Below are 26,173 nucleotides of genomic sequence, written 5' to 3'. Positions count from 1 at the left end.
TGCTTTTATTTTAACCTGACAGCTTTAACAGAAATAGTATTATTAATTACAACTTTGTCTCCCTTGCAATCACGCCTATTTACTATTTTCAAAAGAAACCCGCTTATATGCAAATATTTCTTTCTATACGTTCGATAGCTAACGCTCCGAGCCTGGCAATAGTATCAAGAACAATTTTATTAGAAAGAGTCAATACTTGCTCAGGATTCTCAAAATTAAAGCCGACAACGCCTTTAGCTCTTCCGATGGTTGATACCGGCAAATAATAAGCAGCAGACTGAGGCAAAGTGTCAGAACTGATACCTGCAGGCTTATTATTCGCCCATACCCAATTGGCAACCCCCAATTCTTTCATATTCATTGGGAATCCTGGAGTAGCAGTATTGATCATTAACTTTGATTCCTGGGGGATTAAAAACACTACCTCACACGGATATATCTGCTTAGCATGTCGAATAATTGTGGAGCCGACCTGGTCAATACTTTGAGCAGTAATCAGCTCTTGGCTCAAGCCGTAAAGAACCGTATTCTTAGCTTCGCTCTGCCGCGCAAACTCTACCTTTACACGCAAGTCAGACGCAAGATTACTAATGACAACAGCTACAGCCAGATAAATAATAAAAGTAATGAAATATCCCAGATCAATCGCCCCGCGGTGAATACCAGAAGGCAAAAAAACACTGGCAAAAATAAAGATGCTTATAAGAGCAGCAAAAACAGATGGGCCTCTTCTAAAAAAAAGAGAAATCCCAATAATTGGCAACAACAATAAAAACAACAATGTCGCCTCTCCTATAGCATTCCGGAAAAGAAATCCAAAAAAAGATACAACAACAACAGCCAAAAGGCTTACGAGATAACTGGAAATACTAATATGTATCCGTTTCCTCTTCTTCTTGGGAAGGAACTGCTTTCCATGCCCCGCAAAAAGGAATAAATCAACATCACGTATACGCTGCATAAAATTATTGTTTATAGGGGAAAACAAACCAAACCTGTTTGGTTTTCCCATAGCTATCTTAGTAATATTGTGACTGTTGACATACCGATAGATTTCTTCAGCAATTGAATCCCCTTTAATCCATACGATCTGAGAGCCGAGATCTTTAGCTAGCTCTAATGCGTCAGTCAGCCACTTTTGCTCTCTATCCGATATAGTTTTATGACTGGGCGTTTCCACAAAGAGTGTTACCCATTCTACATCGAGATCTGAAGCAATCTTAAAAGTAGAACGTACCAGCTGCTCAGCATAGGGGCTTGCGTATATCGCCAGCAAAAGCCTCTCTTTAGTAGGCCAAGGTCCGGTAATAGCTTTTGCACGCATATATTTACGCATATCAAGATCTACCCTTCCGGCCACATAACGAAGGGCTAATTCCCGCAAAGCCAAAAGATTACCTGCACGAAAAAACCTTTGAGCAGCCTGACCAGCCATATCCTTCATATATACTTTCCCTTCCTGCAATCTCTTGAGCAATTCTTCCGATGGCAGATCAATAAGTTTGATTTCAGAGGCAATCTCAAAAAAAGTATCAGGAAGCGTTTCCCTCACAATAACATCCGTAATTTGACGAATTGTTTCATTGACGCTTTCGAGATGCTGAACATTAAGTGTGGTATAAATATTTATTCCGGCATTAAGAATTTCTTCAACATCTTGATACCGCTTCAGGTTTCGAAGTCCAGGACCATTGGTGTGAGCGAGTTCATCCACCAGAACAATTCGTGGTCGACGCACAAGGATTGCTTCCAGATTCATTTCTTTCAACTGAATACCACGATAGCTGTAAACTAATGGCGGAACTATTTCCATTCCTGCAAGAAGTGCTTCAGTCTCCGCCCTCCCATGCGTATCAACCGTACCAACAACAATATCGAGACCCTCTTGCTTTCTTAACTTTGCATCAACAAGCATAGCATAAGTCTTGCCGACCCCGGGAGCAGCTCCGAAATAGATAGTCATCTTTCCTCTGGCCTGCCCTGGTTCTTCCTTACTAGCCGTCTCAAGAAAGGATTCGGGACTAGGCCTTGTATCATCATTATCTCCCATCACTAACTCCTTTTTCTTCGCTGGTCCGCATCTGGTCCAGAGCCCTATTTAGTTTCAGGACATTAACCCTATTAACCCCAAGAAAACTTAGCTGACGCCGTTCAGCGTGATTCGAAACTATGCTACGAAGACTTCCCTCCTTCATGCGCCTTGCACGGGCAACACGCGGGACCTGCAACAAGGCAGATTCAATGCTGATATCAGGATCCAGCCCGCTCCCTGATGCCATAACCATATCCGCAGGCAAAACCCCGTTACTACCCAGGTGCCGGAGCAACTCTACCCTTCCTTTCACCTTATCTAACAACTTACTATTTGTCGGACCTAATTGTGAACCGCCGGAAACCAGAGAATTATAGGGATATCCCAGAGTCGCCGAAGGGCGTGACCAGAAATATTCTTCGTCAGTAAAAAACTGGCCAATTAATGCTGAACCGACAATTTTCTTCTCGGAATTGAGTATCAGACTTCCGTTAGCCTGGATTGGGAAGAGGACTTGCCCTACAACCGTTATAACCAAAGGGTAACCAACAGACAATAACATGAAAAATGCAAAAAAAAGTATAATTGCCGTTTTCAACTGAGACATCCCCCTTTTTTTACTTAGATTGATAGTTATAATCAAATAATATTAATAATCAGATCAATAATTTTTATACAAATAAAGGGGGTTACGATACCACCCAGTCCATAAACAAACAAGTTATACGTCAGCAAGTCAGATGCTGCCATGGAATGTGACCGTACACCTTTCAGGGCCAGAGGAATAAGTGCCGGAATAATGAGAGCATTAAAAATGACAGCAGAAAGAATCGCACTATAAGGATTAGCGAGATGCATAATGTTAAAAATGTTCAGTTGCGGATAGAGAGAAGATAACGATGCCGGTATAATCGCGAAATATTTTGCGATATCATTAGAGATGCTAAAAGTAGTAAGTGTGCCTCTGGTCATGAGTATTTGCTTTCCTATCTCAACGATATTAATAAGTTTCGTAGGATTACTATCAAGATCGATAATATTCGCTGCTTCCCGGGCAGACTGCGTCCCCGTATTCATAGCTACAGCAACGTCCGCCTGTGCTAGTGCCGGTGCATCATTGGTACCATCCCCGGTCATAGCAATCATATAACCTTGCTTCTGGTAGTTGCGAATATATTCTAATTTGTCCTCCGGAGTAGCTTGTGCCAAAAAATCATCCACTCCAGCTTCCGCAGCAATTGCTGCTGCGGTAAGGGGATTGTCTCCGGTTATCATGACGGTTTTAATACCAATTTTTCGAAGTTGCAAGAACCTTTCCCGAATACCGTATTTGAGAATATCCTTCAAATAAATAACCCCAACGATGCTATTGTTATGACTTACAACCAGAGGCGTTCCCCCTGACTTTGAGATAGTAGCAACAATATTTTCAAGTTCCGGGCTGGAACTGCCACCTTTTAGTTTAACAAAATCTATAATAGAATCTGAAGAACCTTTTCGGTAATAACTATTATCAAAATCTACCCCGCTCATCCTTGTCTGTGCAGTAAAGGGAATGTACCGGGCGATTGGCGGCAATTCTCTGACTCTCAGTTGATGTTTATTTCTAGCCAGCACAACGATACTTCTCCCTTCAGGCGTATCATCGGCAATCGAGGCATAAAAGGCAGCTTCAGCAACCTCATGCTCACTATAGGCACTAATCGGAATGAACTCAACGGCTTCACGATTTCCTATGGTTATCGTTCCGGTTTTATCGAGCAGAAGGACATTCACATCACCGGCAGCTTCAATTGCTCTGCCGGATAACGCGATAACATTACTCTGAAACAACCTATCCATACCCGCAATTCCAATAGCCGGAAGAAGCGCGGCAATTGTCGTCGGTGCTAAACACACAAACAATGCGACAACCGTTGTAATCGTTACAGAACTGGTACGGCCTGTTACTACGGAACTGTACACCGATAAAGGAATAAGACTAATTACCACAAAAAGAAAAACAATTGTTAAGGCAAGCAATAACGCAGCTAACGCTATTTCGTTAGGTGTTTTCTTCCGTTTCGCGCCTTCGATCAAAAGGATCATTTTATCAAGAAAAGATTGTCCTTGCTCAGTAGTGACCATAACAACTATTTGATTCGCTATAACCTTAGTACCCCCGGTAACCGCGCTCCTGTCTCCGCCTGATTCCCGTATTACCGGAGCGGATTCTCCGGTAACAGCAGATTCATCAACCAGAGCCGCACCGGAAACCACTTCACCATCTGCAGGAATAACTTCTCCGGCTTCAACAAAAACATAATTACCTTTTTCTAATTGGTCAGAAGACACGACTTCATATTTCTCGATATAATCAGGCTTACGCAATCGTTTAGCCCGAATTTCCTGTCGTGTCTGGCGCAGTGACTGAGCACGCGCTTTACCTCTCATTTCCGAAAGCGCCTCAGCGAAATTAGAGAATAGAACAGTCAACCATAACCATACCGAAATAAACCCTGTGAACCATAAAGGTTCGGTTGTTCTTCGAAAAAGAGCATAAACAAAAAAAACAACCGTAAGAAGACTGCCGATTTCCACCATCAGCATAACCGGATTTTGCAGACGAGTTCTCAGGTCCAGCTTTTTGAATGACTCGATCCAAGCCAGTCTAAGCAAATAGGGATCAAACATTGATCGTTTACCGGAACCTTCTTCCATCGTTTCAACTCCCGGGAAATGGGCAACCCTGGCTGCCTGTCATCATAAGCTGCTCGACACCTGGCCCGAGAGCTAATGTCGGCGAAAATGTTAAAACACCAATAATCATAATTACAAGGATATGCCAAAACATGAACGATACCCCGTGAGTAGGAAGCGTGCCGTAACCCGGTGGAACATACTTCTTTTTTGCGAAAGATCCGGCCATAGCAATGATTGCAGCTACCGGCACATACCTACCGATGAACATAGATAAAGCCAACGCAATTTTGTAGTACCCAGTATTTGTATTAAGTCCGGCAAACGCACTCCCGTTGTTATTCGCGCTCGAAGCAAACGCATAGATAATCTCGCTTAATCCATGAGGCCCCGGATTAATCAACGAATTGATTCCTGCTTTAGATGAAAGGGTAATGATAAGCATTATGAGTACGACTAGCCCGGAGGTTAAGACGGCGACAACTGCCATCCGGATCTCGAACACCTCGACCTTCTTTCCGATATATTCAGGTGTTCGACCAATCATAAGGCCTGCAACGAACACCGCAATAACAACAAAAGCTAACATGGTATACAACCCCGATCCAGCTCCTCCAAAAACAACTTCACCCAATAACATAAGTACCATCGGGACCATCCCGCCTAAAGGAGTCAGGGAATCATGCATGGCATTTACTGCGCCGCATGATGTAGCCGTAGTAGCTGTTGTAAAAAGCGTAGTACCGGCAAGTCCGAAACGGACTTCTTTTCCTTCCATGTTTGGTCCGCTAACTCCCAGCTTCGTAACTAACGGATTACCCGCAGCTTCTGATACGTAAAAAATTGAAGTAAAAAACAAAAAAATGACTAGAATTACCGAATAGATTGCCCAACCCTGCCTGGTATCTTTAATCATGTAACCAAAAGTATAGGTAAGTGTGGCAGGAATAATCAAAATCAAAAATATCTCAACAATATTACTCATCGGTGTAGGATTCTCATATGGATGTGAACTATTCGCAGAGAATACGCCACCTCCGTTTGTGCCGACCAGTTTAATAGCTTCTTGTGAGGCAACCGGGCCCATAGGAATAATTTGAGGCAACCCTGCTTGAATCATGGTCGTTTGGATCGCAGGAGAAAAATTCTGAATAACTCCCTGAGAAAGCAAAACAATCGCAGCAATAAAAGAAATGGGCAGCAATACATACAAGACACTTCTCGTTACATCTACCCAGAAATTACCAATAGTGCCAGAACTACGTCGGGCAAAACCCCTAATTAAAGAAATGGCAACACTAATACCAGTCGCAGCCGATAAAAAAGACTGAAGCGTGAATCCTGCCAGCTGAGTAAAATAGCTGATTGCAGTTTCTCCGGAAAATATCTGCCAGTTGGTATTTGTTACATAGCTTACCGCGATATTAACTGCGGACCAAAAAGGAAACCCTTTGGCATGCTGAGGATTAAGCGGCAAATAATGCTGGAACATCAACAATAGAAAAAGAAAAAACAAGCCGATTCCGTTAAAAACGAACAACGATTTACTATACTCTTTCCAATCCATCTCTTTTTCAGGATAGATCCCAGACAGCTTGTAAAAAAACCGCTCAATGGGTCTGAGTAATGGATCAAGGAACAATGGCTTTCCATCATAGACACTAGCGCAATAGATACCTAACGGCTTAATGACAATAGTCAGTACAATGAAAAAAATAAGAATTTGGAAAAAATCAAAAATGATTTGAATAGTATGCATTGATATCCCCTGTATTCATGGACTTATCTGTTAATGCACAATATTCAACACTAATTAGTCATATCTGGATCGGGGATTATAGTACAAAACTATTGTTTTGACGATAGGGAGATTTCAAAAAAGCAAATTTTAGAACTTTTGTTCGAGTGCCAAACATATTTTTCCAGTTCCGTCCAAGCCAGACCTAAAGGTCATTCTGTTCTTATGCTCATTATAAGTTTCTAACAGAGTTTCCGGTTCACTAGGGCAAAGGGCTTGAACTAATGCTGATGCTCCGAAATAGGCTCCAAAATAATAATTATAATTACTGTCATTAGTTCTGCTATCATAAGAATAATAGTAAGAAGAATTATTATTTTTTATGGGTCTGGCTATTAAATAATAGGCGGCAAATATACCATCAAATATTGCTCCGGCAATTCTGTTGTTTTTGGCATTATTTGCTAAATATATCAAAGAATTATAGGATGATTGCTCTCTGCTATCTGAATCTTTACAATTTTTTAATTTTTCAAATTCACGCTCTGGTAAAGTTCTATTAACAAATATTTCACATAGACCATAAGTTAATATCGCTCCACCAACATAATATGGAGTTAGATTATAAGTCTCCCCATTAGGTATCAATATTGTAACTGCTCCTAATGTCGAAATAAAAGAACCTCCCCATACACGTGAATTGCTCATTTTATCATTATAAGAAGATAATAACTTTTCCGCTGAAACCATGTTTTCTGTTGCTGAAACAGCATATCCTCCCACTAACAACATCATAATCAAACTAACAATTAACTTCCGATTTGCCATCTTCATTGTTTGCTTTCCCCTTTAGTTTTTATTGTTCTTTAGCTTTTTTCTGCTGGTCATAGATCAAATATTTACCGACCCCGTTTTCTGTTACCTTGACTCTCCGGGCATTACTATCACAGAACAACCACGACTAAATCCGAATACCCATATCATTCTATTATTATCTGATAATATCTTTGTAGCGTCAATCAAATTAGCTGGAATATCCCTGGCTATTTGCACCCTTTTCGTCAATCGACACAAAAAGTTTGCCCCCAAAAAGGCTTTCTCCATCTGCGCCGATTACCCAATTCAAACAGCATTTTCCGCTAGGGACACTTTATTCATCTTGTACTCTATTACCTCTGAGCCTTTAATAGCTGATATAAATACCATAATACTGAGACATTGGTGGAATCACTGACTCTTCGAAGCCACAAAAAGACATTGCAGGATAACAAAGTATGTACTATATTCCCCTGGTAATAACAGCCATACCGGCAACTGAAGAAATACATTCAGGGATTAAGGGGGGGATAGTCATGGATAAGAAAAACACGGTTGGGGATCAGAATATTTTTGCTAATAGCCCGCATAACCTACAAATTAGCGCAGCTTATAATACATTCAAAAATACCTACATCCCGGAAGATGGGTCGCTAATAGATCTAATAAACTCAGAAATCGGACTATTATATAAATATATCCTGGTAAGTAATGAGCTCAGCAGTGACGACAAAGAACTCATGAGTGAAACACTTAATTCGATCGCTGAACAAGTAAAAAGCAACAAAACAAACAGGCTCATGATAGAGGGTTCATTAAACAGCATTAATGATATCGCATCAAAAACATCTGATATTGGAGAAAATTCCCAAATTATTATCTCTAATATTATTAGTATGTTCGGATGGCACTGATACCTGAAATAAACAAATATCTAGGCAAAAAACTATAAAAAATTGACTAATAGCTTTCTATATCAGAAGTAGAACTACTATCATTTTTTATCGTTGGCATATATTCCGGAGTATCTGTATTAATAACCGTATTATTAGTGCTGTTATCATTATTTATAACAGTAGAGTTATTTGTTTGTACAACTGAGTCATTGATAATCTGGACATTATTGTGCCTTCGATTTAAACCTGGATTAGTATGTGCAATAACTTCCGACTTAGTATTATCAGTAACGATATCAGGAGGTATCTCCAGATAGTTAACAATATGCTGCATTATCTCTTTGAAAACAGGTGCAGCAGCAGTACTTCCCCATATTGTCGTTGTAGGATCATCAATAATTATAGCAAGCACCATTTTAGGTTTGTCCTTCGGTAGCGCACCGATGAATGACGCGATATAGCTTCCGCGCTTGTATCTCCCGGTATTCGGGTCAACTTTCCAAGCCGTTCCGGTCTTACCAATTACGGAATATCCTGGAATATCTGCCGATGCGCCGGTTCCATGAATAACAGCCTCTCTCATCATATTTCGCACTTTTCTGGCGCTCTCTGATTTAATGACCCGCCTTATTTCAACTGTGGGGAACGTATGGACGTACTTTTCGTCATAACTTGCAATTTTCTTCACTATCTTAGGTTTGAGAAGAACTCCATCGTTACATATGGAAGAGATTGCATTAATAATCTGCAAAGCAGTAACGGAAACTGCATGACCAAAGGGGATAATTGCCCTATCAGACTCATACCATGTTTTATAGTTCCTGAATATACCCATTGATTCAAAGGGAAGATCGATCCCTGTGCGCTGACCTATGCCAAAACTTTTTACCTTTTCATAGAAAACCTTAGGAGACATCATCATTCCGATTTTCGCTGTCCCGACATTAATCGAGTCACGTAATATCTCCGTTGTTGTCAGAACTTTAGTACCGCCGGAGGAATGAGCTTCCCTTATTACCCGGCTACCAACTTCCAACGTAGGAGGACATGCAATACGGGTATTCTCGTCTACCACGCCTAAATCAAGAGCTGAAGCAATTGTAACAACTTTGAAAGTAGACCCCGGTTCATAAACAAGGGAAATAAGATCATTCATCAGTACATTTCTATCGTATTTCATGTAATTGTTCGGATCAAAGGTAGGATAAACAGCCAAGGCCAGAATATCTCCGGTCTCAGGTTCCATCGCAACAACCATACCTCTTTCCGCATTAAAATCTTCAACCGCTTTTTTTATTGCCCGCTCAGAAACAAATTGAATGTAATTATCTATTGTTAAATAGATATTCTTCCCATTTTCAGGGTGAGTGAATTTTTTGGTATGTGTAAATATCTCGTTGCCTTTTCTGTCATACTCAACTAATATCTTCCCGCCTTTGCCCTTCATATCATTATTGAAATTATACTCGATACCGGCAAAACCCTCATTATCCATTCCAACGTAGCCTAAAATATCTGAAGCACAGGTACCTTTAAGGTAAATACGCTTATCTTCACGGCTCAGCTCGAATCCATAATATGTTTCTCGCTTTATTGTTTGCAGTTCTTCATTGGAAATATTCTTTTTGACAGTAAAAAAATCGTTTATTTTTTTTAAGTTGTTCAAGATTTTGGCATAATCGACATTGAGAGTTTTCGACAAATATTGTGCATATCTTTCTTTATCTTTCACTTCAGAGGAATTAACGTAGATATAAGGTTTTTTGTATTTATCGTAGGCAAAATAAATACCTTCATACTTAAGAAACCGAAAAGCTTCCTCTTCTTCTTTGGTCAACTTTCTTTTAATCCAGGTGAAGGTAAAATCGACACTCAAATCTTTTTCAATTTTCTGAGGCAAAACATGTATAGCTGCCGATAAATTATTTATCTCAGAAGAAGTTAATTTTATGATCTTCGGATTTCCATAAAGTGAATATGAATCAATACTGGTAGCGTATAAATTATTATTTCGATCAAAAATATTGCCCCTATTTGAATTAACAACAACAGCTCGCCTTTGTTGAGCTTGAGAAAGAGCAAGAAACTGTTTATGATGAATGACTTGGAAATAAAACAATCTTCCAATCACAATCAATAGGAGCATCATAAAAAAAGCCAGAATAAATACGATTCTTTTCTCGTAAGTTTTTGTTAGATAGGTCTCTTCGTTTTCTGTGTTACTCATTTTATTAATAACCTTTTAAACAATTTAAGTCTGTAGTTCACCATAACGTTCGTTTCTTGGACAAATCTTTTTTCAAGTAGACGAATTTTTCCGGATACACCATATGAAATTGTTCATCAGCGATCTTTTCCAAATTTTCAAGATTATAGTATGTCTCTAAGCTAACATATAATTTTTTGTTTTCGTTTTGTACCTTATCTATTTGACGCTGTATCTTTTGAACCCTTAACGTAAGCTTCATATTAGTTTCTTGCTGAACAAGGACCATAATAGCCAAAAAGAAAAGAATAAGTGTCGCAACTACTCGTGCAATAAACACTAACCTTTTAGCTTTTCTTGAATAGTCATTCGCCATTTTACAATCTCTCTGCCACTCGAAGTTTCGCGCTTTTAGCACGTATATTTGCTTGTATTTCTTCTTCATCCGGAACTATTGGCTTCTTAGTAATGAGCTTAAGTACCGGTTGTTGCCCACATATGCATTTCGGGAATGAAGGAGGGCAAGTACAAACAATTGCCATTTCCCGAAAAAAAGACTTAACTATCCTGTCTTCCAACGAATGAAACGTTATTATCACTATCCTGCCACCAGGATTCAAAAGGTCAGTCACATCATGTAAAAACGTTTTAAGATCATCCAACTCTTTATTAACTTCGATCCGGATTGCCTGGAATACTCGCTTTATAGCAGTCATTCCTCTGGTTCCCTGCCCCAACACTTTCCTTATAATAGCAACCAATTCACCAGTATTCTCGATCATTTGCTTCTGGCGGGTTTTTACAATCTCCCGAACTATCTTCATCCCGGCCGGCTCTTCACCATACTCATAAAAAATTCTGACCAACTGTTCAGTACTGTACTCATTGATAACAGTCTTGGCAGTGACCAGCTGAGTGATATCCATACGCATATCAAGCTTTGCATTGCTGATATACGAAAATCCCCGTTCAGCTGTATCAATTTGATAAGAGGACATGCCCAAATCTAGTATCACACCATCAATCTTAGCTATCGAGTTATCGAACAAAACCTTTTTAATATTTGCAAAGCTGTCTTTTACTATAATAACATTCTTCTTGCCGGTAAAAATAGTTGTCGCATAAGCAATTGCTTCATTATCCTTATCGATTCCAACAAGAACACCATTATCTGCAAGCGAAGAGAATATTAATTGTGCATGGCCGCTTCCGCCAAGTGTCCCATCAACATAGACTCCATGAGGATTCACTGATAGCATCTCAACTGCGGAACGCAAAAGGACCGGATTATGTCCTAAATTCATAATATTTCTTCTCGTTTTTTATTGTTGAAGTGCTCCCGTGTCCAGGACATATTACTGTATTTTCAGGTAATGTCAATATTTTCCTATGGAGAGAGGTCATAATGGTTTCATAAGAGCCGCCCCAAAGATCTGTCCTTCCAAAACCTCCATTGGCAAATATTACGTCCCCACTAAAAAGTATAGTATCAAAAAGCAGAGAAATGCTTCCCGGCGAATGACCAGGGGTTAAAAGCACTTTAATCTGCTTATCTTCAAATTCGACGACTTCTTCATCATTGAGAAACTGATCAGGCTGAAACGGCACATACTTATCACAGAGATAACTCGACCAATTCATTACTTCAGCTATGAGCACCTTGTCATCATAATGCATATAAACAGGTATCCCGTATTTCTCTTTCAAAGGATAACATGCACCGACATGATCAAAATGGACATGAGTAATGATAATAGCGATAGGATGCAGACATAATGACTGCAGAGTTTTCTCAATATACGGAGATTCATCGCCGGGATCAATGATAAGGGCCTTGTCATTCCCACATTTAATGATATAACAATTAGCTAAAAGGTTTCCGACCGGAATACAATAAACATCGTTCTGTATGGCTAATAATTCTCTCATTTCTTTGGAAGTGACTCTTTAATCAGAATAATAGTGGATGTCGGAATTATTTCCCGGGGAATATCTTTCAAGTAGCTTTGAAGATAATTATCACCTTTTTTATTATTAATAAGTATTTCGCTAAGGAAATATTCAACACTATTGTCTGATGGGATATTTAATTGGGGATTAATAACATTAAATTTTTTAACCCTCATATCTGCCGGTCTATATTTTAAAGATCGGATAATATTATCGCTGTATTTGTTCTTAATCTCTTCTACTTTCAGTATAGTCTTTTTGACAATATTCTTACTTTCATCAGCTATCAGCACCCTCGCCCATAAGGTAGTCAAGTACGATGCAGCCGGCAATTCAAGAGTAACATTCGCTGAAACAGCTTTCCCATCAACTGGGATCGAAGCTAATTTTTCTCCATTATAGTTCATTAAATTTACAACATAAGCAGTATTATCCATACTCTCAAATTGGATATAATATTCCCATTTTTCAGGATTACCTTTAACCCATTTTACTAGGACATCGTCTCCGGCGGCTTTATTAACAACATTATTATCAAGTCCGTATGAAACACTTCGATACTCTATAAGGCGGTGTTCATTCACAGGAGCCGTCGAAACGCGCTCCTTCATCCCTTTTCCCCAGGAAACCAACGACATCCCTCCGTCTTTATTGACCTGTGAAAGATTAACAATTAGCACATTTTCTGATGGAAGCAAAGAAAAATCACCATTTGGCAGTTTTCCTTTCACAGGAACTTGACTGACTAACGTGGTATAGAATATCGGTTTTTTAGAATTCTGATCGGGACCTGTTTCGTTTGATACTTTTCCGCATGCTTGAAGAAAAATGACAGATACTGAAAAAACAGCTAACAGTAGAATATTATTATATCTCATGGTTTTCACTCCAATACCAAATAGCCTCACCAACGTGTTATTATTTGGACGAAAAATTCGGGTATACTTCGTTATAATTTTAGCATCTTTATTTGTTATGTGACAATAACTATAAATAAGAAATGCTTAATAACAGCAGAATTGGACCATTACTTTCAAATATTAACATCAATTCTCCTTGCACCTTTATTATATATGCAGTTAAAAAGTTTATTAGCCAACCGAGTGTCCATCGATTTAAGAATCAAATACTGCTCAATTGCAAGCTTTCGATTACACTGCAATATATATGTGATCCCAAGATTATAGTATGCCTTGGCATAACCAGGATCAATATTGATAACCTTTGAATATGCCTGGACAGCACATTCATAATCCCCCAGCTCATCATATGCTATACCAAGATTGAAGTAAGCGTGTGCATAATGCGGATTCAAACGAATTGATTCTTTTGCAGCAGCAACCGACTCTTTGTAGAGGCCCAATTCATTATAAATAATGCTCAAAAGGTAATATATGTTTGCGTTCTTTGGATTAATAGTTAATGCTTGTTTATAAATTTCAATTGTTTTTGGTTTGTTCCCGATATGATTATAAGCTAGCCCGAGAAAGTAATACAAACTGAGGTCGTTTGGTCGAAGTTCCAGAGCTTTCTTAAACATTTCAATAGCCTCGGCATAATGTCCTAATCCCTCCTGTGCTATCCCTAGATTGAAATAGTTATCCGCATTTTCCGGCTTCATTTCAACAAGCCGCGAACACATATCTAAAGATTCCTGGTAATAGCCAAGTTCATTACAGGCAATACTCCTAAGATAGAATGCTTCGTAATACTCAGGGTTTAATGTAATTGCCTGCGCACAAACTTTATTCGCTTCTTTATAATTGCCTGCAAGCCCATACGAAAGACCTAGATTATAATAATACTCCGGCACTTTTGGATTAATACCTATTGCTTGTCGATATGAATCAATCGCTTCAGGAATAAACCCCAGTTCATTATTTGCATATCCACGTCCGAAATAAGCGTCCGCATGCAAAGGGCTAAGGTTAATGACCATATTAAATGATTCTAACGCCTGTTCATAACAAGCCAGCTCATTATGCGCACGTCCCAAAGCAAAATGTGCTTTAGAATTCTTCTGGTTAATCTTTATAGCCTCAACCAAAACAATCCTGGCATCCTCGTACTGCCCTATAGCTACTAACAACTCTCCCAGTATTTCATAGCTTTTTGAGTTTAGGGGATATCTCCTTATAGCACTCCGGAGTATCTCGATAGCCTCCGTATTCTTTTCTAGCTTAATATATGCTTGAGCTAATGCATAGTATTCATCTACGATGTTAGGGTCATAATGCAAAGATAATCTATAGGCATCAACTGCCTTCTCAGCATTATGCATTTTATAATAATAGGTAAGTCCCATTAAATAATAAGCTTCACCATAATCTGACCTTAACAGGATAGCCTCTCGAAAAGACGAGATAGCCAATTCATTTTTGTTGAGCATAAGGTAGACGGTGCCGATATAATAATAGATTTCGGCGTCCGCAATGTTATTTTGTATAGCCCGGCTGCAAGAGTCTATGGCATCGCAGTATCTTCCGATAATACCGTATGCTACCCCTAAATGATAATGGACATCTTTATTTAGCGGCGAATATAATATTGCCTGCTTGAATAATTTTATAGATTCGCTATAAAGCCCTAATACGTAATAATATAACAATCCCAACAAATAAAGGGCTTCACTATAATCAAACTTAATATTTATGGCTTTGATCCAGGATTCTCTAGCTTCATTATGGCTCCCGAGAATAGCATAAGCAATGCCTATATAGAAATAGAATTGTGATTCTTTGTTGTTGCAAACAATGGCTTGTTTAAATGATTTAATTGCATCTTCAAATTGATTTAACTCAAGATACCTTAATCCGACATTATAGTGCACAAAAGCGTAATCATAGCTTTTTGACTGAAGCGTATTGTTACGCCCATCTCTGATCACTTTCCTCAATATCGATTCAAAGTGCATCTTGGCTTTCTGATTTACCGAACATAACATTATTTCGTTATATTATGCTTGGCTAATAATAGGCAAAGCCCTCAAAATTTGCAAGAATTTCTATTAAAGAAAATTTTCTTATAAGTAAAAGAAAATTTTCAAGAAAACAAATTTATATACAAAAAATTCTAAAAGGGATGTCGAATTATTCGAGAAGGCTGGTGATTTGTAACTACTGAGAGTTACCTCAATACAGAAAGTTTCTGTTTTTTGGTAGCTTTAGTCCCGTCAAGTGCAACCGCAGTTATTATATAAATATAGGTTCCATTGGCGACCTCATCGCCGTTTTCATCTGTTAAACCCCAATTCTTTTTATAATATGTATCCAGTTGAGAACAAACAGAAAACATCGTTTTAATCTCTTTTCCATACATATCATATATTTTTATGGTGACGTCTGCCGGTTTACCACCCAGATAAAATCCGAATTCAGTCATACTGGATGCAGGGTTCGGGTAATTCAGAACCTTCTCAAAAAAAAGGGGAGCGGCATTATTTATCGGACTATTATTATTATCGTATATCTTATCATTCCCTAATAATGCATAATAAGCATTCACGCCGTTAATCTTACCATAGCCAGTATACTTATCCCAGCCAGACAAGCGCGAACCGTTATTTTCAGGATCTACAATATCAGTAGCGTTCTGATAAATTAAGGTCAGTAAGCTATCCCTGTCCACCTGAGGATTGTTCCCAAGGAGAGTAGAGATAATACCGCAAACATAAGGTGCTGCCTGACTTGTTCCTGTCATCCTTGCATAACTGTTTCCAGGAAAAGCACTATAGATATCAACACCTGGTGCGGCAATATCCAGGTATGGCCCATAATTTGAAAAGTATGCTCTCCGGCTGTTATTATCAACTGCACCCACCGCTATCACTTCAGAAAAGGCAGCAGGAAACTGTTCAGTATCCCAATTATTATTACCGGACGAAGTAACAACAAACACACCCTTTTCATAAGCATATTTAACTGCTTCATAGAGGGTCTTCGTTGTCGAGAAATAACCCCAACTGCAATTAATTAATTTTGCTCCGTTATTGACTGCATAATAGATGGCGGCAGCAGCATCATATTGCATCCCTCGCCCCTGGCTATCAAGGAATTTAACCGGCATTATCCTGACATTGCTTGGCGTACCGGTTATAGCGATAGCATTATCTGCAGTTCTCAAGACAATTCCAGAAACATGTGTACCGTGCCCATATTCATCCAGAGGATTATGGTCCCCGCCGCTCCTGGTATAATTATAAAAATCATATCCGTTATAATCGTCGACATACCCGTTAACATCGTCATCTATACTGTTATTTGGAATCTCGTTCTTATTAATCCATACATTACTTTTCAGATCATTGTGAGTATAGTCAACTCCTGTATCGAGAACTGCAACAATTACTTCATTCTGAGTATTGCCGGATGCTGTTATTTTTTGGCCACCAAGTGTCACTGGAACTTCTTCTGCACACTTATAGATTGACATGGAATCCAAATAAACATAATAATTCGGTTCAGCATAAACCACTGAATCTGCTTTGCTAATCTCATCCCGGATCTTTTGCAGGTCATTATCCGCAGAAAACTCAAGCAAACACAGCTCTTCTTGTGTGCCCGCAGTCATCCTATCAATGCGTGCACTGCTCACCTGCTGCTTTGTCACTATCTTTCCTTTGTACTTATCAATAATATCAAAAATGGAAGATACAGAAGCGGTTTTTTTAGCAAAAACCTGACTCTTCATTTTAACTATTATCTGACCGGGAGCGTACTCCGGTTGATTTTTCTCAGCAGCCTGCGCCATAGAAGCAAACAGCAACACAAGTGAAAGAGCATATAAAAAACATCGATTATTCATTTATTATCTCCTAAAAACTTAATCCTACAGAAACCTTACTGATATTCCCCAAATTTTTATCAGTTTTTATCCCATAATCTATTTCCATATCGCTCATTCTTAATCCCATTCCATACGTAAGCGTATCATTCTTAAGACCTGCCATAAAAGAGAGATTACTTATCTGAAAATCAACGCCGTAACGGATCTCCGATTGACTACCTTGAGAAACTGCATCACATGCTACCCTTAATAAACAGTCATCAATTCGTTTTTCAATAGCAACACCGAGTCTCGTCGACATCTGAATGTAATCGCTATAGCCTGTATCCCAGGTGAATACAGTATTCCCGATGTCAAGAATACTCAACCCAACAAGGAAATTAGCATAAGAACTATCCACTTTATACAAAGCACCGATATCGTAGCCAAAGCCAGCGGATGATTGGTTATATATTTTTTGCTTCGTATATCTCAAGGTAGCCCCAAATGATATTGAATTATCAATTACATTTGCCCAGGATAACAATCCGGCAGCTCCTATATCGTTATAGCTGCCAATTTGATAAAACTCGTTATTTCCGATATCCTTCTGAGTTAAAGGAATATTGCTAACAACTTGGATAGGAACGACTGCGCTAACAACCCCCCATCCGGAAATAGGAAGCGCTACGGAGAAAGATCCCTGTAAAAATGAACCGGCATAGTAATCACTGTAACTGCTGTTTATTTTTGCGTTACTAATAAAGCCATTTGAAGCCGGGTTAAAATAAGCATACTCAGGGTTACCGTAAAGAGCTGTTCCGCATTCACCCATTGCAGCAATCTTAGCCCCGTAGCACTGATTGACAAAGCTATTATCAATCAATGCAGCTTGTGCATCATTTATTATTAGAAAAAGGGATAAAAGAATTGTAAAGATGATCATTGGGAACCTCTTATATTTTTCTCTACACATTATTGTTCCCAAAATAGATTTTTTCTAAACGTAATCAGAAAAGGAAGCCTAGGAATTTTATCCGTTTAAATATATAATGGTAGCCGGGAATTTGATGAATTTCCCGCTTCGGATCAATCATTGCTGATAAGCAGTACTCGTAATCATGGGTAACTATGAATAATAGTGATTGTCCGGCCTATATAATTTACAGGAATAGCAACTCAATTATTGTATGCTTAAAAGAAAAATATCACCTGGAATATTAGTATATTGTTTTGTAATTTCACTCTTTTTAGGGTTCGCTACGATTCTCTGCGCTTCAACACTTAACCCTATGATACATACAGGCTTAAACCTTGAATTTGTTCAGCAAGCAGGTTCGCATGCAAAAAATGCCAAAAGCAACAACGAATCAACAAAAAACTTAACAACAAGTACTGGAAAAACAACAGTAGACGTTGCCCGGCACGGGAATACTCAAGGAAAAAAGGTCTCCCTCACCTTTGATGATGGCCCGGACCCTGTCACAACCCCATTAATCCTCGACATTTTAAAAAAACATAACATCAAAGCAACTTTTTTTATGATAGGAGAGAAAGTAAAAAGGTATCCGGAAATTGCAGCCATGGTTGTACGTGAAGGACATGGAGTAGGCAATCACACGTACCATCATATTAATTTAAACAAGGCTTCTGAAGATAAAATCATTAACGAAATTGAATGGACTCAAAAAAGCATAAAAAATGCGACAGGAGTTACCCCCACCCTATTTAGACCACCTTTTGGCTATTATGATGACAATGCCTTAAGGGCGCTGAACAAAGAAAAAATGAAAATAATATTATGGTCAATTGATCCTCTCGATTATATACAAAAAAGAAACACCAAAATTATTAGCGAAGTAACAGACAAATTAAAAAAAGGCAGCATCATACTATTCCATGATACATCGAAGAATACGGCAAAATATCTTGATCTTATAATCAACGACATCTCTAACCATAATTATCAGTTCGATAACCTCAATGAAGCTCATTATTCTCCAATAATTGTAGCTCAAAAAGATTTCACAGCAAAGCCGGCAATCATAATAACCCCGCTATTATCAGACAAAAAGATAAAGCGATCCCCCCTTATCCAAGCAAACAAGATTTCCCCAGCGGCAAAAACCTGGAAACCAAAAGTAAACAGTCCTAATCAGACAAAAGAAAATGCCGACATGAATAAACTCGGAATAAAAGAAGTTAAGCCGGAAAAGCATTACCTCATCGAACTTCCCCAAGGAAAAGACCTCATCTCAACCTTAGTTCTGATTGCCAAAACCAAGAATATACATTACGGGAAATTTGAAATAGTCGGAACAGTAAAGAATGCCACCATAGGCTATTATACCCAAGAAAAAAACGAATACATTCAAAAAACAGTTAATCAGCCGACAGAAATAATTAGCTGTGACGGAAGCATCCAGGAACACAATGGCAATCACATCATCAGAGCCAGCATATCCGTATCCGATAGTAACAACACAATTCACAGAGGCCGGCTATTTAGTGGTACAATAATAATTAATGGCGAAGCTTACATTCAAAGCTTTAGATCAACCTCTCAAGGCAACCAGTAACAAATGGATAACATAGATAAAATCTACCAGGAAAAAAAAGATAAAATCGAGCCATTTGCCTTTAATAAGCAAACATCTGCTATTTTTGACAATATGGCTAAAAGATCGATCCCGCTTTATAATGAATTACAAGTTATCATAGCAAAAATTATAGTTGCCTCCTACAAACCTGAAACTTATTTTTATGATATCGGGTGCTCTACAGGCAATACGATCATCGAGCTGTTTAAGCATACAAATAACCATATAAAAATAATAGCCATAGACAATTCAAAAGAAATGATTGAAATAGCAAAATCAAAGTGTGCCATGCTCACGATCAAATGGATAAGTGCCGGAGTTGAGAACATGCCTTTCGATAATGCGTCTGTAATCAATGCAGCCTATGTTCTGCAATTCATACGTCCGCAAAAAAGAGAAAAAATTCTAAAGACCATGTATAAAGGACTCATTGACGGAGGCACACTGATCCTTTCCGAAAAAACCATTACCGGAGATACGGAAACCGACAATCTTTTTTCTGAACTTTACGATGAATTCAAGCTTAAGAATAATTATTCAAAGCTTGAAATAGAACAAAAAAAAGCAGCCTTAAAAGATGTTTTAATACCCTTTTCACAAGAACATTATGTTGATCTATTAACAAAGATAGGATTCAGAAAAATACATATTATAGTAAAATATTTAAACTTCATGACAGTGCTAGCCGTAAAATGATAGAAACATTTCCTCACGATTCTCAATTTCTAACAAACGATAGCAGAAAAACCCGATGGGCGGTTCCATACAACCACGAATGCCTCAACTCCCGAGTCGAAAATATCATTATTAGAAACAAACACATTATTGAAGGAAAAAGAATATTAGATCTCGGCTGCCATTTCGGAACATTTTCTTATGCTGTCCTCACTCACGGAGCAAACTATGTTTATGGGATAGATAGCGAGGAAAAACTTATATCCGAGGCATTACAATTTTTCAAGGCCGGCAAAATTGATACAAACAGATATCGTTTCCAGCAAGGTGACATAATATCTATTTTAGAGAAGATGACGCCAGGTGAATTCGATACGATACTATGTCTGGGCATTTTTTATTACGTTAATGATCCGCTCTATTTACTACGGCTCATGAAAAAAGTTGCAAAAAACATTATCATCGATACTTTTACTGCTTATTATGCGGCTGTTGTTTCAAAAGACGGGACCGAAATAGCCCAATATACGTTACCAGAAACGTTTAATCTTCCAATCGTTGTTTACCCGATGACCCAGGCTCAAAAAAAAGACTATACACTTAAACATACCTTTAGAAAAAAAGACCGAAATAAACCGCTCAGTTTACTCACATTACCGACACTGAAAGCGATGGAAAACTTTTTAAATTTATGTAATTTACAATATAGAGTATTGCCGTGGGATGCCTATGTCGTTAATAATTATCAATGGCAGGATTTCATTAATCCCGGAGTAAAAAAGTCTTCCCACTGGGCAGATATCTACCACTCGAAAATCAGGGTATCATATTTGATCGAGCAGGGATAAATAACTTTCTTTCTTATTAAGCTTCTCTAACAGCTTCACAGTATCAAATATCATAATCTCCTGAAAATCTTCATGAAATGCTATATCTGAAAGGACCGAGATATTATCGTCTTGATTTATGCTGGTTACTTTCTTGAGATCCTCGTTACGGCTGCGGATTATTTTGTATACTTTATGGCACAATATCCCAAAGTAATTATTGTGATGGCCAATAAGAAGTATTTTGAAATTAACATCTGACCTTCCACCCAAAGTATGTGAAAGGTCATACACTGGAACTGCCTGTTCCTGATATGTGCAATAACCGGATGCACGAGAATTTTGATCAGGAAGAACAGCTAATTCAGTAGATTCCAGAATCTGATAAATTTTATTTACTTCGATTCCGTAATAGCCTTTATGATCATTTTTAGCGTCATCAAAGTAGACTGACAAAACGATATACTCACGCACATCCTCGTGCATAAATCTCGGTTCATACGAGTCTTCTAAAATAGACAGCCTCCTGTAATCCTTTAAATGCCTGTCTTTAAAAACAGGAACACTTATAGAATCCAACCGATCAAATATTTGAACGACATCTAATAATAAAAGAATAGAGCCATCCCCTAAAATAGAAGTTGAATTAATGAACTTTAGCTGGGTAATCAGCTCATTAAGAGGTTTCATTACTATTTGCTGGCGCCTTTCGATAACATCTACACTAATTGCCATATAATTATCAAAGATCTTGAGCATAATCGTTTTAAAATTTTTCTCAGTCCCAATTGTTTTAATCCCAAGTACATTTCTCATGTATATAAAAGGGACCAGCTTATTATCGTATTCGATGACCTCTTTATTCTCAACTACAAAAATATTAAGGGGACTCACGTCAATAACTTCCACAATAAATTCAACAGGTATCCCCAAACTATGGATATCGTTACTAACAATCAAAACTTCTCGTATTGTAAGCGAAGTTGGCAGCGACATCACGAATTTCGTCCCGACATTCTCAATACTGAACAAAGAAATCATCCCTTTGAGATTATGGATATTAAGTCTAACTACATCCATTCCGACACCTCTCCCGGAAATCTCAGTTGTCGTATCCATAGTACTGAATCCAGGATAAAAAATTAAATCGCAGATCTCTTTATCAGAAAAACTCGCAGCTCTGTCTTTGGTAACTATGCCCTTTTCCACAGCCTTTGCAAGAACTTTCTTCCGATCAATACCCTTGCCGTCATCCTCTACTGTAATGATAATCTGGCTACCTTCAATTTTTGCATCGAGTTTTATATTTCCTTTTCTTTCTTTCCCTGCTTTCAGTCGTTGCTCCGGTGACTCGATACCATGATCAACACAGTTCCTTATCAGATGCATAATCGGATCAGCAACTTCTTCATAGATACTTTTATCTACTTCGATGTTCTCTCCTGAAAATTCGAAACTAATCTCTTTCCCTGTCTGACGAGAGAGAGCTCTAATAATTGTCGGATATTTTTTGAAGATGCCGTAAAAAGGAATCATTCTGGCTTGGACAATTGAGGCCTGAAGAGAAAGTATCAGTGCGCTAAAAGTATCCAGATTATTAATGAGCTCCTCAGAGTTTCTTTCCGACATCAATTTATCATGTCGAACAATATTAAGCACCTGTTTGAATTCACGACTTAAATTATTGTTATGAATATTAACTTCACCAATAAGATTAACAATATTATCAAGCTTTTTAGAATCAATTCTAAGCGATTGATTCTCGCGAACTACATTCCGCCTTAAGGACTTTATTGATTGCAAATCATTAGATTTTTCAGATGTTACTTCCTCTTTAGCGACAGGATCATGATTACTAGACAATGCCTCTTTTTTCCGGTTTATATCCCCTCCCGAGATAGATATTTCATCAAGCTTAGAGAAATAATGGTCGAGATTACCCTGATCATCTTTCGGGTTATGGATTGAATGGATGTATTCCTCTAGCAGAGTAACACCTTCACTCAATACATCGATAATTGAAATTGAAGGCTGTAATTTATTTTTCCTGAACATATCCAGGACCGATTCCATTTTATGGGACAATTCTTTAATTTTACCAAATCCAAGCGTCGCAGCATTGCCTTTTATCGTATGAGCGGCCCTGAACATTTTATTAACTATATCGATATTTTGAGGATTATTTTCGAACTCAATAAGGTCATTCGCAAGCTCATTGGTAATATCAGTCGATTCCTCAACGAAAAGGTCCTTCAAGTTATTGCTAAAATCTTTATCAAATCCATTTTCACCGATATTGTCGACAATCTGAGCCTCAGTCGGCAGTTCCGGAGTATCCGAAAAATATGTTCTCACTTCGTTAAAAATAGCTATAGGTTCTGAAGTGGATATGTTCTCATTTATCAGGGTAAGGGCCCGGTCGATTTTTTCAATAAACTGTTCTGGCAGGTCTCCGTAGATACGACTAAATTCCTGGAAAGGAAATACAGCTAATTTCTCATAAATAGCAGATAATTCAACATATCCGGAAATACGCGCAGCTCGCAGTGCAGCATTAATTAGTTCATGCCATTGTGTGTTATACTGCCTATCGGTGAGATTCTGATTTTTACCGATAAACTGTTTGATATTGAGGAACTTATCGTAGTTATCCTCAATAAAAAACTTCTCGAAGTTTTCGCCCATAGTTAACTATCTCGATTTTTTATAGAATTAATTAATTTACCTAGATCCAATACCTGGATATTCCTACCGTGGACATGCACAATACCAGAAAAATATTCTCGTATCGATTGATTAATATTTCTGGGATATTCATTGATATCATCCTTATCGACAACCACAGGCTTACTTAACTTAGAAATAATGATTCCAAACAAAATAGAATCTTTATTGATAAAAAGAATTTTGCTTATCGAGTTATCCCAGGTCAGCTTAAAAAATTTAGACAAATTAATTATCGGAACTATGTCTCCTCTGAGATTAACTAATCCTAAGATATATTTTGGCGCATTCGGAAGCAGAGTAAATGATTCAAGACAACTCGTTTCTATAACATAGTCTATGGGAATTCCTATCTCCTGCTGACCTATAAAAAAACAAAAAAGCTGCATATTTCCACTTATCCTTTAATATGTATAGATAGTAACAGCTATGCATTCTCTATTTCGAACTGTTTAACAATATCTTGTAGCTTGTCAGCGATGACGCCAAGAGATTGAGCCTGAGTATACGAACTCTCTGAGCCTGCTGCTGTTTCTTCTGATGTTGCGGCAATATTCTGTACTGCTTCATTTATTTTTTTGCTTAACGTGACTTGTTGTTCACTGACGATATTTATATCCTCAATATTTTTATAAACTTTATCAACATTAGTACTTATTAACTTCAGGGCATTGCCTGAGACTTCCGCACTCCGAACACCCTCTTCGACTTTCAAAACACTTTTTTCGCCAATTTTCATAATCGAATCTATTTCTTTTTGAATATTTTCTATCAATTCTTCAATTTCCTTAGCACTGCGCGCCGAACGGTCCGCCAGCTTTGCGACCTGGTCAGAAACGACAGCAAAACCTTTGCCTTGATCTCCGGCTCTCGCTGCCTCAATTGCTGCATTAAGTGCCAGCATATTTGTCTGATCGGCAATAGTAGAGATAATCTCAGTAATGTTATTAATCTTTTTAGACCCTTCGGCAAGTCTTTCTAAACCTGCAACCGATAACTGTGAAATCGTCTTAATATCATAGATCTCTTGAATGGTTCCGGTTACCGATTCATTTCCCCGCTGAGCGGAATCAAGAGTATTTTTAGAGAGTTCATAAGATGAATTAATAAATTTAGATATATTATCTATTGATTTAGATAATTCCATCACCATATAGGAAGTCTCTTCGAGATACTTCGACTGGTTACATGTACCTGTTGATATTTGTTCAGAATTAGCAATAGAATTCTTTACTGCAATGTTTATATGTTTCGAGGATTCCTTTATATCAGTAACAATAAACTTAATGCCATCGCACATATTCTGAAAATCCATGGCGAGAGTACCAATCTCATCCTTGGCATTAAACTCGGAAATATCAATAATTGGAATCAACCCGCCGGACAGTTTCTTTACGTAGAGAGATATTTTCTGTAACGGATTTATAATACTTGAGAAAATAATTACCGACATCACTAACCCTATTAATATAGATATAAGAGTAACAACAATTGATATACTTGAAAACTTATTTTGAAGAAGTTCTATCCCGTTAATTTTTTTCTTCACATGATCCTGGTAATCAATTTCAATTTTGTCTAATGCCCTGCTCATAAGGTCATATTTATTATTAGCTTCGGTTTTAAGGATCTCAATATTTTGGAGCTTTGCGAGATATATCGGACGAACATCCTCTTTCTTTTCATTGTTCAATTGGTCTTCAAGTTCAATCCTATCTTTAAAAGCAAATAATAATTTTAAAACCGTCGCCCTGAACTGATCGTTATACATCTTAATATTCTGTATCTGAAGCGTCTTTACGTCCTCTTTCCCAAGCAAAACATTAAATTCTTCAACATTTCTCATCAGACGATCATTTTCTGCATTAAACTGCGCGAACGCTTTATCAAATTCATTTTTACTTGAGAGAATTTCCATCATAGCTATTCGTATTTTAAAGAGTTGTTTTGAACAATCCGAAGCCAATTTCGAGACTGGGAGTTCAACAAAAAAAATTGAACTGGTATTTTTCCTTACGATATTAGCCATGAGAATATTGAACAAGCTCACAATAAGGATACAGATAATAATGAAGGTAAAGCTAAGAATAATTTTATTTCTGACCTTCATAATTTTCAGATGATAAAAGGGATTTAAATATTGTAATGCATTCATAATACCTGATTTTTTTTTAGTCATATTTCTATCCTTTTTAAGTTTTATTTATGGCTCACATCTAATAATTTACAGGAAAGAACCGATTATATACAAACACAAAACTGCTCA

General features: G+C 37.9%; 20 protein-coding genes. 4 read left to right on the top strand and 16 right to left on the bottom strand.

Annotated elements, in window-relative coordinates; genetic code table 11:
• Window positions 1-103 precede the first annotated feature (103 nt).
• The 5 genes from DKM50_11415 to DKM50_11395 all read right to left on the bottom strand — a co-directional run bounded on the left by DKM50_11415 (window position 104) and on the right by DKM50_11395 (window position 7,283).
• A complete protein-coding gene (locus DKM50_11415; GenBank protein ID PZM78564.1) occupies window positions 104-2,050 on the bottom strand; it encodes a sensor histidine kinase KdpD in 1,947 nt (648 codons plus the stop codon).
• Window positions 2,040-2,639, bottom strand: a complete 600-nt coding sequence (locus DKM50_11410; protein ID PZM78563.1) for a potassium-transporting ATPase subunit C — start codon at window positions 2,637-2,639, stop codon at window positions 2,040-2,042. Before DKM50_11410 ends, DKM50_11415 begins: the two co-directional genes overlap by 11 nt.
• Before the next feature lie 32 nt (window positions 2,640-2,671).
• On the bottom strand, window positions 2,672-4,732 hold the full coding sequence (gene kdpB / locus DKM50_11405; protein ID PZM78562.1) for a K(+)-transporting ATPase subunit B: 2,061 nt from the start codon (window positions 4,730-4,732) through the stop codon (window positions 2,672-2,674).
• Window positions 4,733-4,736: 4 nt separating this feature from the next.
• Window positions 4,737-6,470, bottom strand: a complete 1,734-nt coding sequence (locus DKM50_11400) for a potassium-transporting ATPase subunit KdpA (protein PZM78561.1) — start codon at window positions 6,468-6,470, stop codon at window positions 4,737-4,739.
• Window positions 6,471-6,599: 129 nt separating this feature from the next.
• Complete coding sequence (locus DKM50_11395; protein ID PZM78560.1) at window positions 6,600-7,283, bottom strand: hypothetical protein; 684 nt, start codon at window positions 7,281-7,283, stop codon at window positions 6,600-6,602.
• A 440-nt stretch (window positions 7,284-7,723) separates the two neighbouring features.
• Between DKM50_11395 and DKM50_11390 the strand changes: the two genes are divergently transcribed.
• Window positions 7,724-8,179 carry a hypothetical protein gene (locus tag DKM50_11390; protein ID PZM78559.1) on the top strand — a complete coding sequence of 152 codons (456 nt, stop codon included), beginning with the start codon at window positions 7,724-7,726 and terminating at the stop codon, window positions 8,177-8,179.
• 46 nt (window positions 8,180-8,225) lie between these two features.
• Here DKM50_11390 and DKM50_11385 read toward each other — a convergent pair whose 3' ends face one another.
• The 8 genes from DKM50_11385 to DKM50_11350 all read right to left on the bottom strand — a co-directional run bounded on the left by DKM50_11385 (window position 8,226) and on the right by DKM50_11350 (window position 18,027).
• Window positions 8,226-10,388, bottom strand: a complete 2,163-nt coding sequence (locus tag DKM50_11385; protein PZM78558.1) for a hypothetical protein — start codon at window positions 10,386-10,388, stop codon at window positions 8,226-8,228.
• 37 nt (window positions 10,389-10,425) lie between these two features.
• Window positions 10,426-10,812: a hypothetical protein gene (locus DKM50_11380; GenBank protein ID PZM78557.1), complete on the bottom strand. Its 387-nt coding sequence runs from the start codon at window positions 10,810-10,812 to the stop codon at window positions 10,426-10,428.
• Window positions 10,745-11,671 (bottom strand): 16S rRNA (cytosine(1402)-N(4))-methyltransferase, encoded by a 927-nt coding sequence (locus tag DKM50_11375; protein ID PZM78556.1) that lies wholly within the window; start codon window positions 11,669-11,671, stop codon window positions 10,745-10,747. Before DKM50_11375 ends, DKM50_11380 begins: the two co-directional genes overlap by 68 nt.
• Window positions 11,655-12,296 carry an MBL fold metallo-hydrolase gene (locus DKM50_11370; GenBank protein PZM78555.1) on the bottom strand — a complete coding sequence of 214 codons (642 nt, stop codon included), beginning with the start codon at window positions 12,294-12,296 and terminating at the stop codon, window positions 11,655-11,657. The genes DKM50_11375 and DKM50_11370 overlap by 17 nt, the downstream gene beginning before the upstream one ends.
• The gene (locus DKM50_11365; GenBank protein PZM78554.1) at window positions 12,293-13,195 is read right to left on the bottom strand and encodes a hypothetical protein; all 903 of its coding nucleotides are present in this window, start codon (window positions 13,193-13,195) and stop codon (window positions 12,293-12,295) included. The genes DKM50_11370 and DKM50_11365 overlap by 4 nt, the downstream gene beginning before the upstream one ends.
• Before the next feature lie 155 nt (window positions 13,196-13,350).
• The gene (locus tag DKM50_11360) at window positions 13,351-15,261 is read right to left on the bottom strand and encodes a hypothetical protein (protein PZM78553.1); all 1,911 of its coding nucleotides are present in this window, start codon (window positions 15,259-15,261) and stop codon (window positions 13,351-13,353) included.
• Window positions 15,262-15,443: 182 nt separating this feature from the next.
• Entirely contained in the window at window positions 15,444-17,120 is a 1,677-nt protein-coding gene (locus DKM50_11355) for a hypothetical protein (GenBank protein PZM78552.1), read from the bottom strand.
• 10 nt (window positions 17,121-17,130) lie between these two features.
• Entirely contained in the window at window positions 17,131-18,027 is an 897-nt protein-coding gene (locus tag DKM50_11350; protein PZM78551.1) for a hypothetical protein, read from the bottom strand.
• Between the two features lie 244 nt (window positions 18,028-18,271).
• On the opposite strand from DKM50_11350, the gene DKM50_11345 reads away from it, so the two are divergent.
• From DKM50_11345 to DKM50_11335, 3 genes are read left to right on the top strand one after another with little or no spacing between them, the layout of a single operon-like run.
• Window positions 18,272-19,660, top strand: coding sequence for a hypothetical protein (locus tag DKM50_11345; protein ID PZM78550.1), 1,389 nt, complete (start codon window positions 18,272-18,274; stop codon window positions 19,658-19,660).
• A 3-nt stretch (window positions 19,661-19,663) separates the two neighbouring features.
• Window positions 19,664-20,377: a hypothetical protein gene (locus DKM50_11340; GenBank protein PZM78549.1), complete on the top strand. Its 714-nt coding sequence runs from the start codon at window positions 19,664-19,666 to the stop codon at window positions 20,375-20,377.
• Window positions 20,374-21,204, top strand: a complete 831-nt coding sequence (locus tag DKM50_11335; GenBank protein ID PZM78548.1) for an SAM-dependent methyltransferase — start codon at window positions 20,374-20,376, stop codon at window positions 21,202-21,204. Before DKM50_11340 ends, DKM50_11335 begins: the two co-directional genes overlap by 4 nt.
• Here DKM50_11335 and DKM50_11330 read toward each other — a convergent pair.
• The 3 genes from DKM50_11330 to DKM50_11320 are packed head-to-tail and all read right to left on the bottom strand — an operon-like array spanning window position 21,181 to window position 26,086.
• Window positions 21,181-23,868, bottom strand: coding sequence for a hypothetical protein (locus tag DKM50_11330; GenBank protein PZM78547.1), 2,688 nt, complete (start codon window positions 23,866-23,868; stop codon window positions 21,181-21,183). The two genes, DKM50_11335 and DKM50_11330, sit on opposite strands and share 24 nt — an antisense overlap.
• A gap of 2 nt (window positions 23,869-23,870) precedes the next feature.
• A complete protein-coding gene (locus DKM50_11325; protein ID PZM78546.1) occupies window positions 23,871-24,296 on the bottom strand; it encodes a hypothetical protein in 426 nt (141 codons plus the stop codon).
• Window positions 24,297-24,334: 38 nt separating this feature from the next.
• Window positions 24,335-26,086: a hypothetical protein gene (locus DKM50_11320; GenBank protein ID PZM78545.1), complete on the bottom strand. Its 1,752-nt coding sequence runs from the start codon at window positions 26,084-26,086 to the stop codon at window positions 24,335-24,337.
• Window positions 26,087-26,173 lie beyond the last annotated feature (87 nt).

Source organism: Candidatus Margulisiibacteriota bacterium, from assembly GCA_003242895.1.
Taxonomy (GTDB): domain Bacteria; phylum Margulisbacteria; class Riflemargulisbacteria; order GWF2-39-127; family GWF2-39-127; genus GWF2-39-127.
The sequence above is the reverse complement of the archived record's forward strand: the minus strand, read 5'-3'. Positions and strand labels throughout refer to the sequence as shown.

What these genes read in the sequence shown, in the direction of transcription:
- DKM50_11415 (PZM78564.1), bottom strand. Translation starts at nt 2,050, where the DNA reads ATGGGAGATAATGATGATACAAGGCCTAGTCCCGAATCCTTTCTTGAG.
- DKM50_11410 (PZM78563.1), bottom strand. Translation starts at nt 2,639, where the DNA reads ATGTCTCAGTTGAAAACGGCAATTATACTTTTTTTTGCATTTTTCATG.
- kdpB (PZM78562.1), bottom strand. Translation starts at nt 4,732, where the DNA reads ATGGAAGAAGGTTCCGGTAAACGATCAATGTTTGATCCCTATTTGCTT.
- DKM50_11400 (PZM78561.1), bottom strand. Translation starts at nt 6,470, where the DNA reads ATGCATACTATTCAAATCATTTTTGATTTTTTCCAAATTCTTATTTTT.
- DKM50_11395 (PZM78560.1), bottom strand. Translation starts at nt 7,283, where the DNA reads ATGAAGATGGCAAATCGGAAGTTAATTGTTAGTTTGATTATGATGTTG.
- DKM50_11390 (PZM78559.1), top strand. Translation starts at nt 7,724, where the DNA reads ATGTACTATATTCCCCTGGTAATAACAGCCATACCGGCAACTGAAGAA.
- DKM50_11385 (PZM78558.1), bottom strand. Translation starts at nt 10,388, where the DNA reads ATGAGTAACACAGAAAACGAAGAGACCTATCTAACAAAAACTTACGAG.
- DKM50_11380 (PZM78557.1), bottom strand. Translation starts at nt 10,812, where the DNA reads ATGAAGAAGAAATACAAGCAAATATACGTGCTAAAAGCGCGAAACTTC.
- DKM50_11375 (PZM78556.1), bottom strand. Translation starts at nt 11,671, where the DNA reads ATGAATTTAGGACATAATCCGGTCCTTTTGCGTTCCGCAGTTGAGATG.
- DKM50_11370 (PZM78555.1), bottom strand. Translation starts at nt 12,296, where the DNA reads ATGAGAGAATTATTAGCCATACAGAACGATGTTTATTGTATTCCGGTC.
- DKM50_11365 (PZM78554.1), bottom strand. Translation starts at nt 13,195, where the DNA reads ATGAGATATAATAATATTCTACTGTTAGCTGTTTTTTCAGTATCTGTC.
- DKM50_11360 (PZM78553.1), bottom strand. Translation starts at nt 15,261, where the DNA reads ATGTTATGTTCGGTAAATCAGAAAGCCAAGATGCACTTTGAATCGATA.
- DKM50_11355 (PZM78552.1), bottom strand. Translation starts at nt 17,120, where the DNA reads ATGAATAATCGATGTTTTTTATATGCTCTTTCACTTGTGTTGCTGTTT.
- DKM50_11350 (PZM78551.1), bottom strand. Translation starts at nt 18,027, where the DNA reads ATGATCATCTTTACAATTCTTTTATCCCTTTTTCTAATAATAAATGAT.
- DKM50_11345 (PZM78550.1), top strand. Translation starts at nt 18,272, where the DNA reads ATGCTTAAAAGAAAAATATCACCTGGAATATTAGTATATTGTTTTGTA.
- DKM50_11340 (PZM78549.1), top strand. Translation starts at nt 19,664, where the DNA reads ATGGATAACATAGATAAAATCTACCAGGAAAAAAAAGATAAAATCGAG.
- DKM50_11335 (PZM78548.1), top strand. Translation starts at nt 20,374, where the DNA reads ATGATAGAAACATTTCCTCACGATTCTCAATTTCTAACAAACGATAGC.
- DKM50_11330 (PZM78547.1), bottom strand. Translation starts at nt 23,868, where the DNA reads ATGGGCGAAAACTTCGAGAAGTTTTTTATTGAGGATAACTACGATAAG.
- DKM50_11325 (PZM78546.1), bottom strand. Translation starts at nt 24,296, where the DNA reads ATGCAGCTTTTTTGTTTTTTTATAGGTCAGCAGGAGATAGGAATTCCC.
- DKM50_11320 (PZM78545.1), bottom strand. Translation starts at nt 26,086, where the DNA reads ATGACTAAAAAAAAATCAGGTATTATGAATGCATTACAATATTTAAAT.